At 48.2% G+C, this 16,471-nt stretch carries 11 protein-coding genes; 5 read left to right on the forward strand and 6 right to left on the reverse strand.

Going from position 1 to position 16,471, the window contains the following annotated elements:
* Positions 1-71 precede the first annotated feature (71 nt).
* The 3 genes from EXU85_RS30455 to EXU85_RS30465 form a co-directional block, all read right to left on the reverse strand.
* A complete protein-coding gene (locus tag EXU85_RS30455; RefSeq protein ID WP_142775692.1) occupies positions 72-692 on the reverse strand; it encodes a glutathione peroxidase in 621 nt (206 codons plus the stop codon).
* Positions 693-760: 68 nt separating this feature from the next.
* On the reverse strand, positions 761-2,545 hold the full coding sequence (gene argS / locus EXU85_RS30460) for an arginine--tRNA ligase (RefSeq protein WP_142775693.1): 1,785 nt from the start codon (positions 2,543-2,545) through the stop codon (positions 761-763).
* 92 nt (positions 2,546-2,637) lie between these two features.
* Entirely contained in the window at positions 2,638-5,010 is a 2,373-nt protein-coding gene (locus EXU85_RS30465; protein ID WP_142775694.1) for a penicillin acylase family protein, read from the reverse strand.
* A gap of 124 nt (positions 5,011-5,134) precedes the next feature.
* Between EXU85_RS30465 and EXU85_RS30470 the strand changes: the two genes are divergently transcribed.
* On the forward strand, positions 5,135-5,635 hold the full coding sequence (locus EXU85_RS30470) for a hypothetical protein (protein WP_142775695.1): 501 nt from the start codon (positions 5,135-5,137) through the stop codon (positions 5,633-5,635).
* A gap of 115 nt (positions 5,636-5,750) precedes the next feature.
* Here the strand turns inward: EXU85_RS30470 and EXU85_RS30475 are convergent, their stop codons facing one another.
* Positions 5,751-6,419 (reverse strand): hypothetical protein, encoded by a 669-nt coding sequence (locus tag EXU85_RS30475; RefSeq protein ID WP_142775696.1) that lies wholly within the window; start codon positions 6,417-6,419, stop codon positions 5,751-5,753.
* A gap of 212 nt (positions 6,420-6,631) precedes the next feature.
* Here EXU85_RS30475 and recQ point away from each other — a divergent pair, with 212 nt between their 5' ends.
* From recQ to EXU85_RS30495, 4 genes are all read left to right on the forward strand, one after another.
* A complete protein-coding gene (recQ, locus tag EXU85_RS30480) occupies positions 6,632-8,758 on the forward strand; it encodes a DNA helicase RecQ (RefSeq protein WP_142775697.1) in 2,127 nt (708 codons plus the stop codon).
* Positions 8,759-8,946: 188 nt separating this feature from the next.
* Positions 8,947-10,029, forward strand: coding sequence for a lytic transglycosylase domain-containing protein (locus tag EXU85_RS30485; protein ID WP_142775698.1), 1,083 nt, complete (start codon positions 8,947-8,949; stop codon positions 10,027-10,029).
* A 246-nt stretch (positions 10,030-10,275) separates the two neighbouring features.
* Positions 10,276-11,514, forward strand: coding sequence for a lytic transglycosylase domain-containing protein (locus EXU85_RS30490; protein ID WP_142775699.1), 1,239 nt, complete (start codon positions 10,276-10,278; stop codon positions 11,512-11,514).
* Between the two features lie 196 nt (positions 11,515-11,710).
* The gene (locus EXU85_RS30495) at positions 11,711-12,955 is read left to right on the forward strand and encodes a lytic transglycosylase domain-containing protein (protein WP_246859315.1); all 1,245 of its coding nucleotides are present in this window, start codon (positions 11,711-11,713) and stop codon (positions 12,953-12,955) included.
* A gap of 119 nt (positions 12,956-13,074) precedes the next feature.
* Here EXU85_RS30495 and EXU85_RS30500 read toward each other — a convergent pair whose 3' ends face one another.
* Both EXU85_RS30500 and EXU85_RS30505 read right to left on the reverse strand, forming a co-directional pair.
* A complete protein-coding gene (locus EXU85_RS30500; RefSeq protein WP_142775700.1) occupies positions 13,075-14,109 on the reverse strand; it encodes a DUF4249 domain-containing protein in 1,035 nt (344 codons plus the stop codon).
* Between the two features lies 1 nt (position 14,110).
* Positions 14,111-16,471 carry a TonB-dependent receptor plug domain-containing protein gene (locus tag EXU85_RS30505; RefSeq protein WP_142775701.1) on the reverse strand — a complete coding sequence of 787 codons (2,361 nt, stop codon included), beginning with the start codon at positions 16,469-16,471 and terminating at the stop codon, positions 14,111-14,113.

A 16,471-nucleotide genomic window follows, 5' to 3' on the forward strand; every position in this document is an offset into this window, starting at 1 on the left:
GATGTTATCGGCAAATGGCCGATCCACTCATTATCCATTATTCATTATTCATTTTACATTAGCTATTAACATTACATGCCAATAGCTTTCTTAAACTCTTCATCTTCAGGCTTCACTTTCGAGCCAAAGAAATTGGTTAGGTCACCTTTTTCATTGATGACATATTTGCAGAAATTCCAGGTAGGTGCCTGCTCATTCCAGCCATTCAACGACTTGGTCGTCAGCCATTTGTAGAGGGGAGCCTGATCGTCGCCCAGTACAGATACTTTCTCGAACATGGGGAAGGTTACGCCGTAATTCTTTTTGCAGAACTCAGCAATTTCTTCGCTGCTGCCGGGCTCCTGGCTTTTGAAGTTGTTGGCTGGGAAACCCAGAACCACTACTTTATCGCCATGTTCTTTGTAGAATTTCTCCCAATCGGCATACTGTGGCGTAAAGCCGCATTTCGAGGCAACGTTCAGAATGACAACTTTTTTGCCTTTGTAGGCTTTCAGCGCTACAGGTTTTCCATCCAGTGAATTTACAGTGAAATCATAAAGGCTTTTAGTTGGCGCGGCTGCGTCGGCTGGAACCGAGAGAGCAGCCCGTTTGTCGCTAAAAATGCCTTTGACAAGAACGGAAAAGGACATAAAACTAGTGAGTGTAAAAACGACCGCAACCGCGATCATGGAAACGATGAGATTTTTTTTCATGGTTAGTTTGACGTGTTTGTAGAAATTTTGGCAAGGGAACTGTTTAGACTGAACCTGAATCACTTAAACTACATTTTTTCAGGCACCTCTATGCCCAATAAACCCATTGCCTTACGAATAGTTTCACCAATGGCTTTTGATAATACTAGCCGGGTATGTAATTTGATGGGATCGGTTTCTTTCAGTATCGACAGCTTGTCGTAGAACTGGTTAAACGTCTTCGCCAACTCATAGGCATACTGGGCAATATAAGAGGGTGCGTAGGCTGTTCCTGCTTCGGCTACACGCTGCGGATACTGACTCAGCAAAAAGACCAATTGTAGCTCAATCTCATCCAATTCCGTTGCTGACACGAGCCCTTCCAGCGATATAGTCAGGTCGGCGGCCTTCCTTAGTACAGATTGAATCCGGGCGTGAACGTACTGAATGTACGGCCCCGTATTTCCGTGCAGATCAACTGACTCGGCCGGATTGAACTGCATTCGTTTTTGCGGATCTACCTTCAGCAGGTAATATTTCAGAGCGCCTAACCCCAGCATCTGAAACAGGGTTGTCTTTTCGGATTCACTGAACTCGTCGAGTTTACCTTTGGCGGCCTCATCGGCGGCAGTCGACGCAGCGTCGATGGTTTCCTGAATCAGATCGTCGGCATCCACAACGGTGCCTTCCCGCGATTTCATTTTTCCCGTTGGCAAATCCACCATGCCATACGAAAGGTGATATAACTCATTGGCATACGTCCGCCCTAACCGACGCAGAATAGCAAACAGCACCGCAAAGTGATAATCCTGCTCGTTGCCTACCACCCAAATGGAGCGGTTATTATGAAAATCCTGGAATTTCAGATCGGTTGTGCCCAGGTCCTGCGTCATATATACCGACGTACCATCCGAACGCATCACCAGCTTCTGATCCAGACCTTCTTCGGTCAGATCGATCCAGACCGAACTGTCATCTTTCCGGTAGAAAACCCCCTTTTGCAAGCCTTCCTCAACAACTTCTTTCCCTAATAAATAGGTATTCGATTCGTAATAGGTTTTATCGAAACTAACGCCAATGCTTTTATAGGTAGCATCGAAACCAGCGTATACCCAGGCGTTGAGCTGGCTCCATAGCGCTACCGTTTCGGGATCACCCTGTTCCCAAAGGCGCAGCATCTGCTGAACCTCGAGCATAAGAGGAGCTTTCTTTTCGGCCTCTTCTTTGGGTGTTCCCTGACTCACCATCTCTTCAATCTGCGCTTTGTAGGCTTTATCGAACAGAACGTAGTATTTCCCAATCAGGTGATCGCCCTTCATGCCCGATGACTCAGGTGTTTCCCCATGACCGAACATCTTGTAAGCCAGCATGGATTTGCAGATATGGACGCCCCGATCATTAACGATACAGGTTTTCACAACGTCGTAGCCATTGGCAGCCAGAATCCGGCTGACCGAATCGCCCAGAAAATTATTACGTAAGTGCCCGAGGTGCAGCGGTTTGTTCGTGTTCGGCGATGAGAACTCAACCATCACCGACTGTTCTTTTGCGGGCAACAGACCGAATGACGAACTGGCAGCAATGTCATTTAATACTTCAATCCAGGCCGCATCGGCAACACTAATATTCAGAAAACCCTGCACCACATTAAACGCACTGACAAGCGAACTATGTTCGAGCAACCAGGCCCCAATGGTTTGTCCAATTTGCGCAGGTGCCTGCCGAAGGGCTTTGGTTAGCGGAAACGTAACAAAGGTGTAAAGCCCTTCAAATTCTTTTTTAGTAGGCTGTAATGACACTTCACCAATTTCCTGCTGATACAATTCGGAAACGGCACGCTGAATAACAACTTTTAATTCTTCCTGAATATCCATTCGATTGTGAAACTGCGCGAACGGGCAGTTTTCCGATAGCAAAAGTACGAAATGTGCGGCTTATGTAGTGCGACTGGAAAGTCACGCTACTTTCAGGGCCATAATACAGTAGTTTCTTCCGCTACTGACTTTACTTTTTCTTTCGAGAAGAATACTGGGAAATACTTATTCTCGGCCCAGATCGGGAACAAATCGCCGTAATGCGGGCTATCGGGATTACCCGACTGACCAGGGTTGTTGATGCCTAACGTTTTATCCCAATCTTCGGTATCAACCAAAATACGAAACGACGCGCCGTGGGTTTGGTTGAGATTGAAACTCGTTGCATTAACCGTTTCGGCATAGCCACCCCGAGGCAACGGACCGAGATTGATTTTCTTCCGCATAGCCTTGTCAACCAGATTACTAAGCGGGTGTGTAAGCGTAATGTGTTTATTCTTCGATTGACCATACTGCCACTTGTCCATGTCGTTCCCGAGTCGGTTGGTGAGTTCGGCTACGGCATGGTCCAAGCAGGAAAGAAGTAAACTATCACGAGAGGCCGTTGGAACGAGAAGGGCATCTAGTACCCGTTTCGATGGCAGGCTTTTTAAGTAAGGCTGAGCGTTTTTCGGTACTTTTTGCAAATAAACAGCCTGTTTTAACTGCTCTTCCCAGGCAACATAAATGGCGGCAGCAATGGAGTTTGGGTCAAGTTTATAATCCCATCGGTGCAAATACGCCAAGGCCTTTGCGGTCTGATTAGTAGGCGATGACAGGTTTTGAAGTAGTGGGACGAGCGTCCGGGCCGGAATAGCCAGATAATCGGCTTGCAAGGCCATAAAATCGACCAGATTTTTACGCTTGCCATCACTTAACACTTCTTCTATTCGGTGCGCCCTACTCGGGGAAGCCCATGTCCAGCCAACGGCATTACGGTGCGAAAAATCAACTGGTGTTAAGTTATTATTTGCCGTTGCTACGTAGCCTTCGGGTGGGTTCAGTTTATTGGGAAGTTGCTGAATGGGCAGATAACCGCTCCACTCAAACCGGCCATCGCCCGGAACGGGCACTAAACCCGTAAAGTTTTGCCGAATGGGTGCCAGTCCCACGGCCTGCCAGCCAATGGTACCAGTCTTATCCGCCCAGATCATGTTTTCGCCTGGAACCCGGCTATACAGGCAGGCTTGCCGAAATTCCGTCCAGTCCTTCGACTGATTCATGCGCAAACTAGCCAGATAAGGCGCACAGCCCGTATCGAGCCATCCCGCCCGAACAGCATAGGCTTTATGATGTTGTTTATCTTCGAATACAACCGGTCCATGACGCGTGTACTTTAACTCGGCCTGAACCGGTTTGCCAACCTTCATCGGAATGGTTTCAGTAAACGTTTTCATAGTCTCCCACCGATCCACCTTACCGTTACCTCTATAGCGATATTGATTGGGATTGGCGGGGTTGGTATCGTACACATACAAATCTTCATTATCCGTTTCGAAGATGGTCAGTCCCCAGGCACCGTAGTCGTTGTGGCCAATGGAAATACCCGGCAAGGTTGGCTCACCCCCTCCTATTACATTCCAGCCGGGCGAATCCACGCCGGGCGCGTTCAGATGCACCCAGTAGCGCAGGGAAGGCGTCGACTGCGAGCGGTGTGGGTCGTTCGCCAGCATCGGATATCCACTGGCTGACTGATTGCCCGAAATGACCCAGTTATTGGAGCCAACAAACTGTTTTTCAGTATCGAACCAATCGTCAACGGAACGACTTGCTTCATCTTCATCCGCTTTCGATAGTCTTCCTTTAAAGGTGAGGGGTAATCGAAACGCTTCATAGATTTCCAGAATCGGCTGAAATAATTCGTCGCCGTTCACATGGAGCGTCAGGTCTGGCTCACCTGCTTTGGTGATGGGATGAAACCATTGTAGTTCACGAAGTTTTTCAGGGCCAATGAGCTTCACTAACCGACCGTAATTCAACTCATCGCGAACATTACCCAATAGACCTTGGTGGCGGCTGATAACGACTTCAGGCGTCCAAAAGCCTGGTTTTGTTTCAAGCACCCGAAATTCGAAAGGTAGTTTCTCGGGGGTTTTCAGGATTTCCGTAATGTAAGCGTTAATCCCATCGACAAACGCTCGAACAATCTGTGGCCCATGGGGATGGTAATGGAGTAGCTCCTTGGTAATGTCGCCCCTGAACTGAAATAGTCTTGTCCCAATATCCCGCTTGGTTTCCTGCGGCCCCAGCAATTCAGCCACGGTGCCGGTTGCTTGCCGACGCCATATTTCCAATTGGAACAAGCGATCCTGAGCAGCCGAATATCCCTGCGCAAAAAACAGATCATGCTCGTTTTTTGCGTAGATATGATTGACACCCCATCGGTCGCGGATGATTTCAACGGGTTGTTGCAGACCAGGTGTTTGTTGGGAACAGGCAGATGAGAACGTACTAATAACTAGAAGAAGAGGTAGTATTCGGCGCATTACGTTGAGGCTATTTTAGAGTAAGATAGCCAACAATTTGTTCACCTAAACTTTAACAGGTAGTTAACAAGTAAAAGGTAACTATGTTGTTACTTTCAACAACTAAATACACCACCGACAATCCATGAAAACTATTATAAATAAAGTCCTAATAATAAGCCTGTTAACAATCCTGACTGGTTGCATAACAGCGAACTTTCAGTCAAACGTAAAAGCGGATGCCAAACCGGAATTTCGTCGTATTCTAATCGTCTCGAAGCTCTCAAACGTTAGTCAGACCTATTTGCCTACATTCCAAACGGCGTTTCCGGCTGGCTATCAAGTGTGTACCGTATCAAGCAGCCCAATCGCATTCGAGAGCCCAGAAGAATCAATTGAAAAGCAACGGCAGACCTGCCAAAGTGAGGTTATTTTAACCATTGATTTTAATCGAAATTATACAACCGGTTCTGGCAAGTATATATCGTCCTATAATGAACTTCTTTTAGAGATGACGGACCTTACAACTGGAAAACCTTTCTGGAAAGCCCTTGTCACAACCGGCGGAAGCAGTGAAGTTCCTCCCCGTCAGATTGTCAATCAACTTATCAAGGACGGTATTATCGAAGGTACAGTTCCGCTCTAAAAATCCTATCCAACAAACCAGTAGCGTTAAGAGCTACTTTTCTAGTTTCTATTAAACAAAACGTGGCGTCAGACTGTAAAGTCTGACGCCACGTTTTGTTTTGACCAGCAGCAACTTACCCTTTTATGCTACTCAAATAGGTCTTGTTGCCGTTCTTATTGATGTAATATTTACCACCACGAGGGCCGGTCATGACTTTCTCGCCATTTGGGCCTTTTTTAGAAGCATCAACCGGCGCTTTATAGTCGGCCGGAGTGGCTTTTTCCTCCTTCACGGCAGGCGTCGACGCTTTGGCGGTTTTGCTCATTTTATCGTCCTTTAGGCCTGCATTGTCAGCGGCCTTATCTGCCTTTTTAGCGGCTTTATCCATCTTTGCGTCAGCTGTAACAGCTCCTTTATCAGCAGCATCTTTGGCGTCTTTTTTAGCATCCTTAGCCGCTCTGACCTTGGCCATTCGCTCGTTCATGGCCGCCTGTTTAGCAGCATCGGTCGTTGCCTCTGCATTACCTTTAGCATCCGCTTTAGCCTCTTTTACGGCATCCTTGGCAGCCTTCTTATCGGCCTTCGCCTGTGCTTTAGCTGCTTTGTCGGCATCGGTCATACCCTCTTTTGCAGCATCCTTAGCCGCTTTCTTCTCCGCTTTCGCGGCTGCCTTAGCCGATGCGTCCGCATCGCTCATCTCTTTCTTGGCTTTGCTTTTCGACGGTTTAGTATCCTGGGCTATACTATTAAATGTGGCCAGTAAGCCGAGGGCAAAACACAGCATTAACAAATTCTTTTTCATGGTCATTGGATTGGGGTTTATGAAACAACTGGAAAATATGAACTCTTAGGACGGAAAGATGGGTATAAAATCACGTATCTGTCACTAAAAATGACTTAAATTTTTCTTAAATTTGATATAAATATAGTAGCTGACAGCCAGTCACGAATAGCTAGTTAGCTCGTCTTATCTACGCCTGTTTGTCCGGCACATACGCTACTCGGAAAGACGCAATGATTAGTACAAATCCGCCCCGTTCGCAAACTCCTGCCGATTACCTCAAGCGTTATTATGGCTATGATCGGTTCCGGCCCATGCAGGAAGCCATTATTCAGTCTATCCTGAGTGGACGCGACACAGTAGTCCTGATGCCAACCGGGGGGGGGAAATCCGTTTGTTTCCAAATTCCTGCTTTGATACTCCCCGGCCTGACGGTGGTGGTTTCGCCCCTGATTGCGCTCATGAAAGATCAGGTGGGTGCGTTGCACATGAACGGTATTCAGGCGGCTTTCTATAACAGTACCCAAACCAGCCGCGAACAGCGCGATATTGAAGACGATTGCATCAGTGGCAAGCTCAAATTGCTCTACGTTTCTCCTGAAAAATTACTAACCGAGTCATTTTTTCATTTTCTGGAGCGCGTCAATGTCTCGCTGTTTGCGATCGACGAAGCGCATTGCATTTCATCGTGGGGGCACGATTTCCGACCGGAATATACCCAACTGCATATTCTGAAGGAGAAGTTTCCGACCGTACCGACCATTGCCCTCACCGCTACTGCCGATAAACTCACCCGACACGATATTGCCACCCGGCTCGGCATGCATGATCCGGCGGTATTTGTGGATTCGTTTAATCGGAAAAACCTGAGTTTGCAGGTGCTGCCCGGCCAGAACCGGATTCAGCAAATCATTAAGCTGTTGCAACAGAAACCCGATACATCGGGTATTATTTACTGTCTGAGTCGGAAATCGACGGAATCCCTGGCGGCTAAGTTGCAGGAGAAAGGGTTTAGCGCGGCTTTCTACCACGCGAAAATGGACCCCGACGATCGGTCGAAAACGCAGGAAGCTTTCCTCCGCGACGATGTCCGCATTATGTGCGCTACCATTGCGTTTGGGATGGGCATCGACAAGTCGAATGTGCGCTGGGTAATTCATTACAACATGCCCAAAAACATCGAGAGCTTTTACCAGGAAATTGGGCGTGCAGGGCGCGATGGTGCAGCGGCCCAAACCGTTCTGTTCTATAGTTTCGCCGATGTGGCTACCTATAAGGAGATGCTCGCCGAAAACAGTCCAGCTAATCTTGGTCTACAGCTGGCCAAACTGGAACGGATGCAGCAATACGCAGACGCCCATACCTGCCGCCGACAAATCCTGCTCTCGTATTTTTCCGAAGAACTGTCTGAACCCTGCGGCAACTGCGATGTGTGCCGAGACCCGCGTGTCACCTTCGATGGTACAATTCTGGCGCAGAAAGCCTTGTCGGCGATGGTTCGCACAGGCGAGCGCGTACCAATGAACCTGCTGATTGACATTTTGCGTGGTTCCCGAAGTCAGCAGGTGTTGCAAGGCGGCTACGATCAGGTAAAAACATACGGGGCTGGCCGCGATCTTAAATTTGAAGACTGGCGAAATTATATCCATCAATTGATCAACATCGGGGTCATTGAAATTGCCTACGATCAACATTACGCCCTCCGCCGGGGCATCCTGGCCGATCAGGTATTGCGGGGAACGCGCAAAATTGACCTCGTTCGGCCTGATGATGCCCCAAAGCCAGTAGTCGAGAAAACGAAGACCAAAACCGAAACCCAGCGCGACGATCTGTTCGAACGGCTACGTACACTACGCAAGCAACTTGCCGACGAACAGAACGTACCCGCCTACGTTATTTTTACAGATACGACCCTCGAAGACATGGCCCGCCAGCGGCCAATCACCCCGGATGCACTACGGAATGTGAGCGGGGTGGGCGAACGGAAACTCCAACTGTTCGGGAAACAGTTTCTGGACGAGATTCTCGGTTATGTTCGCGGTCGGGTGCAGGCTGGCGAAAAGCCAAAAGGGTCGACCCAATTAGTAACCCTTGATCTGTACAATAATGGCCTCACTATGGAGCAGATTGCGGCCGAGCGCCAGCTCACAACCGGCTCTGTTGCGAGCCATTTGGTGCAGCTTTCCAAATCGGGATACGATATTGATTTAGTCTCACTTATTGACCCTACCGAACGGCGCGAAATTGAAAAAGCCATTGCGGCTGTAGGTATCGAAGAAGGGCGTTTAAAGCCTGTTTTCGAGCATTTAGGTGGCCGCTATGACTATGGCAAATTAACGCTTGTGGCAGGGCTTCTTTAAAGATAAAATCCATTTTTTGCTTGGACCGTTGGATAATTCTTAGGGAAATAGTTGGTATATAGCAGAGAATCAGTTAAGTTCGTATTCTAGTGGAAAACAGGCCCGTCAGTCAAGTACGGGTTTTGTTGTCTATATGTATCACAACAACTAATGTAATTTTGATAAAAGAAGTAAGTTTTTCACTGCTCATGGCCGCCGTAAAATCGGGGCCGGGTGTCGTTCCAACAACGCATCCGATCTCCATTTTCAGCCCCGACACGAGCCGAATTCTTCCCTCAAACGGCCTCAACAATCCTCAATTATTAGTCGTAGATTCAACCAAACGACTGTTCCCAATTTACTTCTGCGGAGAAGAAGTACCTGTTAACGAACCTAAAGTGTCGCGCCGTTGGGCACAAACATTACGCACCTATGGAGCACAAGAAGAGTTCCTGTTTGATCTTCGTTCCCGTGCCTCTGAGTTTTTCCCGGTTATTGACCCTATTCTCCGTAAATACAAAATTCCGCGCGACTTTCGATTCATGCCGCTCGCCGAAAGTGCGTTAGATAACCGGAGTGTATCGTATCGGGGAGCCGCCGGTTACTGGCAGATTATGCCGGGTACTGCCCGCGAGTTAGGTCTGAAAGTAAACGGGAAAGTAGATGAACGCCTGAATCTGGAAAAAGCAACGGTAGCGGTTTGTCGGCATTTGCACCAACTCTACCGGGAATTAGGCTCCTGGACACTAGTGGCTGCAGCTTATAATGGTGGTATCACGCATGTGATGAACAAAATGGAGCAGCAGGGCCAAACCAGTTATTATCGGCTGCGGCTACACCGCGAAACAAGTCACTACCTGTTCCGCATTCTGGCGTTCAAAGAACTACTGACGAACCCGCGCCAATACGCTCTCTTATTAAGTGGTTCAACCATTGCTGAGTTGACAAAGCCATTGCCTAGTTGGCATAAGCCGCTGGCTCTCCCGAAAAAAATCAAGGATTCGCCTACTATCGAACTGGTTGACGAAGATTTTACCGATCCAATGTGGGGGCCACGTCCAAATACAACCTTAACCAAAGCCCCCTCGGATACCGACCAATTAATTGCTAGTGCAGCTTTAGCTAAAAAAGCGCTTAACACCCCGGCTGCTGATTTAGAACAGCAAGGTCAACATTTACCAATCAAGAAATTAATGATGGGACTAATGGTGCTCCGGTTCCGGCGGCCAAGGTTTTTGCAGTGGAAAAAAGGAGAAGGCATTCGTCCTCTACACTTTTGGGACTGGTTATAAAGCTCCCGTTACCAATCTTCATTCTGTGGATTCTTTTGGGGCATAGGCACTGTTTATCAACACAATAGAATCAGCAAACCCAACAGAATCCTAAGACGCTACATTCGTTTAAACAGGAAAGCCGCTTGATGAGAGCGGCTTTCCTGTTTACTACCTTATAATAAATAAAGCAACACTATAGTGTTACTGTAGACTAAAGTGAAAGTCTAAAAAAACATAGCCCATAAAACTTGAACTTGCCGTTTAATGAACTTGTTGGCCTCACTTTCTCTGGCAACTGGCTTGATGGTGGCAAGTGTTTCTGATCTCGCCGGTTTGCTACACAAACCAGCAGACAGATCATTGCCTATCCACACTGCTACTGCTTTAGTTACCGACCCCGGACTAACCAGGCTCTTGCCACCTGTCTATTTCTGTGGGGAATCGGTTCCCTTACACGAAGAAGCAGTTGCCCGACGATTAGTATCTGCCTTAGCCCAGAACACAAACCAAAATCGGATATTTTATCGTATTCGGCAGCGGGCGTCTGTATTTTTTCCTATTATCGAACCGATTCTGGCCCGGCACGGTATTCCGCTCGACTTCAAATATTTACCCTTGGTCGAGAGTGCGCTGACAGGTCTGGCAGTATCACCTAAGGGGGCGGTAGGCTATTGGCAGTTTATGCCAGCTACAGCGCGTGAGCTAGGGTTAAGCATCCGGCCTGGCTACGATGAACGGCAGAGCCTGGTCAAATCAACCAATGCAGCCTGCCGCTATCTGAACTATCTGTATAATCGACTGGGCTCCTGGACACTGGCCGCTGCGGCTTACAACAATGGCATTGGTGCCTTACTGGGCAATATCCGCCGACAACAGCAACGCGACTATTATTACCTACGCCTGAACGCCGAAACAGGAAAGTATCTGTACCGAATTCTGGCATTCAAAGAATTATTTTCTAACTATCGATCCTATCAGGGGTTTATTCCTGAGCGGATGATGGCTTACTTAAGTGAGCCACTCACGCCCGATGCTGAACCGGATAAAGATGAGGTGCTTTTGCCAGAAGTGATCATGAACGAGGCCACCAAAGTAGCGGTTAATGCACCTTCTACTGAAACAGCACAGCCAACCGCCGGGCGAACGCTTGATATACCCCTCCCCAATGCAGGTGATGTGTTTCGGGGAGGTATCAAAGCGCGACTGGTGGAATCAGCAGGTGTCGAACGAGGCCAGGTCTGGGTATTTCACCTCACCCGCGATGGGATGGCCGACGGCAAAGAAGTGGAAGAAGGTGATGTTTTGTATGCCATTGTGGAAGACGTTGACAAAAAAACGGATAAGATCTACCTGCGCGCAGATCGGCTTTATTCGGCGAGTGAAAAACACACCTATACTATGAATCTATCGGCCATTGATGCCTCCACGGGCCGTATTGGCATTAAACTCCCCGATGTGGATCAGATAAAGGCAGGCTGGATTCTGACCTGGAAAACATTGTGAAGTTGTGAAATGAGTGAAGTGGTGGAGTGGGTGAAGTAAGTGAAATAGGTGTAGTAAGTAGATTGCTGGTTAATCTATTTCACTTACTCCACCACTTCACTCATTTCATTTACTCCACTCACTCCACTACTTTGCCAACTGAACTAAACCCTGAATACGATTCGTTGTCTATGGGTCTAACCAACAACTCTTTATTTTGACAGTACTTACGAGATGCGTTATCCTGTTGCTTCTGAGCGTTTTATCGTTTAGCTCTCCTCTTCTGGCACAAAAAAAGGCGGCTTCGTTAAAAGTCAAGTCGAATCGTAAAGCGATAGCCCAGCCTCGCTCAGTAAATGAGCCCCAACGGTTACACTTTTGTGGTGAGGTGGTACCAACAGAGCAGGGCGATGTTTCGGCCAAACTGGCGTTTGCGCTAGCTGGTAGTTCAGGCTACATACGCCACTTAAATGGATTAAAGGCGCGTTCAGCTCCATTTTTTGCGGTTATTGAGCCAATTCTTCATAAGTACAATATCCCAAACGATTTCAAATACCTACCACTCATTGAAAGCGCCTGGCAGTCGAACGCCGTATCATCGGCGGGTGCCATTGGATACTGGCAATTCATGGATGATACCGCTCAGGACATGGGGCTTTCCATCACGCCCGGCAGCGACGAGCGTACCGACCTCCTTAAATCGACTGAAGCCGCTTGTAAATATTTGAAATTTCTTTATCGCAAGCTGGGCTCCTGGACGCTCGTAGCAGCTGCCTATAACGGGGGCGTAGGGATGGTCCAGCGTAAAATCACAAAATCAGGTAACCGGGACTATTATTCGATGACCATGAATCCAGAAACGGGTTACTACCTTTACCGGATTCTGGCCATGAAAGAATTGTTTACGAATCCAACTTACGGAGTTGGGTCAATAGGTATCATGCTGGCATCAGCATCGTCAGGTAATCTGTACGAACGTGAACGCGAACAGGCTCGTCGCATGGGTTGGCTCCAGGATGATGAACCAGAACCAGAAGGCATCCCCATTGAATCCTTTCTGGGATCAGGCACACCCGTTAAAAATGAAGCGATGGTTATGGACAGCATGTTAACAGAGCTGCTCAAAACCAAGCCTGCTTCCCTACCTGTCTTTGTTGGCGATGTAGCCACCCGGTTAGTACGGGCCGGTCTTCCTAAAGTGGGCCAAAGTTGGGCATTTGCGCTGACGGAAGATGTTCAGATTGGCGATGATGCACTCAAAACAGGCGATATGCTCTATGCCATTGTCGATGATGTTGATACACGTGGCAATCTGTTTCTACGGGCTACCAAAGCAGTTTCTTCTCAGGAAAATACGACGATTTCACTCACCTTGCAGGCTATGAATCCAGCAACGGGTTTGGCGGGCGTTCCCCGCCCCAAGGTTGCAAAACCCGGCTGGATCGTGCAATGGAAACTGTAATCTAACCGCGCGGGAGGTCCCGCCGGGATTTATTTAATTTTACTGACCGAATATGATTTTCAATATAGTCCTCAAAATCAAAGTCAGTCAGTAAAATCAAATAAATCCCGGTTCAGAAATCACCAGCCTTCCGGCTCAATGATTGGTACGTTACCATACGTATTCCGGCAATCGCCATCGGGTATGATCTGACTGCTGATGAAGCCGACTAAAGCCTGATAAAACACAACATTCGGGAAATTCTGCTGCCGATACCGACGCCGAGTTACCGACGTTACGGCAAAATACCCTCGTGCCGCATCGGTCGGGTCGCTGGTATTGACTACATTTCCCGTAACAGGTGCCGGAAGCGGATCGAAAATACTGCCTGTTCGGGCGTTTTGTTGCTGGTAGAGTTTCCAGAACTGGTAATTGTTCTGGGTGATGGCATATTGCTGCACCTCCACCAGTTGGGGACCAATGGCATAAATGGGCACTTGTAAAACAAATCGCCCTCGGAGGGGATTGCCATTGATAGCCTCATCGCTAAATACATTGACCACATCATTCGATACCGTTGTCCAGCAGCGGTAGTTGCATTTACTTGGATTACCCAGACTACAGGGTACCCCTACCGATAAACGGGTTGTGTAGCCATACGCAGACCAACGATAATAATTTGCTTCATTAGCAGGGTCATTCGTATTCACGCCATATGAAAAGGCATAAGGGATCGACAAATTATTTGTTTTAATCAAGGTTGCCGAAATACTATCGATTACAGGAACAGCAGGCATTCGTTCCGGCTTGGTTGTGTACCGTTTGCCATCGGCAAGAACCACGCTTAGACTATATGAACGACCAACCTGCCCCCGAAAGGTTGAATCTGTAGTCTGGTACACGCCTAATCCTCTTGATATAAAGCGCGTTGAGCGGCCCTGGTCGTCAGAAAGGGTAACCTGCGCTTCTTTTACATATTGATCGTTCACGTTTTGTGCGCCTGCGCCACTGTACTTTCCGGTATAAGTAAGCCGAACAGTATAAGGGGGAGCTTCGTTGGTGATTTGCCCCTCTACGACCAAACGTGGCTCTTCGGTTCGAATGGGTAAGTCCACCTGATCAATGCATGCTACCAACACGGTCAGAATGAGGATATAGCTGATAAGTTGGCGCATACTAAAAATAGAAATTGTAGGCAATGGATGGAATCATGGTACCGAATACCGACAACCGGTACGACTCTGTCCGCTGGTTATACCGGGTGAAATAGATGGAATAGGGATTCTTGTGGGCATATAGGTTATAAATGCCCAATGTCCAGATACCATACCGTTTTTGCGCTTTGTTGAAGCGGGTATCTTTCGAGAACGCAACATCCAATCGGTGATAGTCAGGAATGCGGTCGGCATTCCGGCGCGAATAGTCCTGAACTGGCTGGCCATTATAGGTGTACTGTCCATCAGGGTAGGTAGCTGGCACACCCGTATAATACACAAAATTTGTAGAGAAGGTCCAGTTATGCGACATAGACCAGCGAGCCTGCATATTAAGCGTGTGTGGCCGGTCAATATAGGATGGGTAATAATCCCCACCATTGATCCGAAGCTCATTGTAAGGCGTTTGTACGGCAATCAGCGAGCGGGCATAGGTATAGTTAACTTGTCCGGTAAGCCGTCCGGTATTTTTGCTTATGCCAAATTCAACTCCGTAAGCCCGTCCGGCTGCTCGTAGTAGCGCCGTTTCAAGCTTTGGATTCAAAATCAGGTTAGCGCCGTAGCGATAGTCGATCTGGTTCTGAAGGCGTTTGTAATAACCTTCTACACTTAGCTCGATGGCATTATCCTGTACATTCTGAAACAATCCTACAGAGATCTGGTCGGCAATCTGGGGCGGCAGGTATCGGTTACTCAATGTCCAGAAATCAAGGGGCGTAATAGCCGTTGTGTTCGAAATAAGGTTCACATACTGTCGCGTTCGACCGGCACTGGCTTTAATAGCCGTGTTTTTAGCGACCTGCACGCGCAAAGCTAACCTCGGCTCAAAACCCCCATACGCCTGTGCCACTTTCCCGCTACCGTATTGTACCGAATCAACAACCGTTTCGGGTGAGGGTGGCAGACCTTCCGAGTAGCCATAAACGGTTTGTGGCCCCAGCGAAGCAAAGGCCGAATAGCGTAAACCTGCCATCAACGTAACAGTGGGCATAATTTCCCATTCGGTGTTTATATATGCACCTAGTTCCCGGCCCCGTTCTGGATTAATTTGTCTGGCGTTAATACTGGAATTTTCGTTCGTTGGCCGAATAGCACCCGTTTGAATCCCATACAAAATTGCATTCGTACCAACCTGAACTTTAAACGACTTGTTCAGGGTATAAAACATATCAGCCTTGCCTTCCTTCTGCTCAATGTGCGACGTAAAACGGAAGTTCAGATTAGGTGCGACCCCATCTACATTGAGGAAATAGCCGCTATAGAGCGCTGCCAGATTAAGTTGCATGTTCGGCCGGATGAGGTAACTCCAGCGGCCCGTCAGTACGTTCGAATGCCAGCCATAAAGCGTATCGCCCGGAAACCGGAAGTTATCCTGACTTCGGTAAGCCGATAGCGAGATGGTATTCCGTTCGTCGGGAGTATAGGTTAGTTTAATGTTACCATCATAGAAGAACGCCCGACTATTTTTCACACTTCCCGATGGAAACAATTGGAGCAGATAATTAGGAAAAGCGATACGTCCCCCGGCCAGCAATGTCAGTTTTTTGGTAATTGGCCCATCCACTACAGCCCGTGCACTTACCGGACTTAATCCACCCGATACGCGCCAGCCATCCTTGTTCCCATTACGGGTACTCATCAACAGTAATGACGATACTCGCCCGCCATATTGCGCCGAAAACGCTCCTTTATTCAGGCTCACGTCCTGCACCATATCGGGATTGATATTCGTGTAAAAGCCAAGCAAGTGTGAGGTATTGAACAGCGGAGCACCGTCTACCAGCACCAGATTCTGGTCGGCACGCCCACCCCGGACATTAAAACCACCGGCTCCTTCACCTGCCGTTGTTACTCCAGATTGGAGCGTAAGGGCTTTCAGGATATCAGGCTCGCCCAGTACAACTGGCATCCGTTTCAGTTCAGGCATGCTGATCTGGATCTGCCCCATCTGCACGTCTTTAATATTTTTGTCTTTACGAGTAGCCCGTACATCTACCTCTTCCAGATCGGTGGAGCGGGGTTGCAGAAAATAGTCGACTCGTTTATTGAAATCCAGCACAACCGTTTCTCGACCCCGAAAATAGCCCACCGCCGACACATAAATAGTGAGTGCCCCCGGTGGATGAGCCAGTGCAATGACACCCGCACTGTCGGCCTGTGCCCCAGCTTTTGTTTCGGCAACGAGCAAGCTGGCACCGGGTATAGTTTTTTTAGTAACACCGTCGCGTACGATTACAGTCAGGCGAAGCCGTTGCTGGGCAACTACTGATGAATGAAACGCAAGCAAACAGAAGAAACAAAGCAGGGTAAGCCGCAATTTCAT

Source organism: Spirosoma sp. KCTC 42546, from assembly GCF_006965485.1.
GTDB lineage: Bacteria > Bacteroidota > Bacteroidia > Cytophagales > Spirosomataceae > Spirosoma.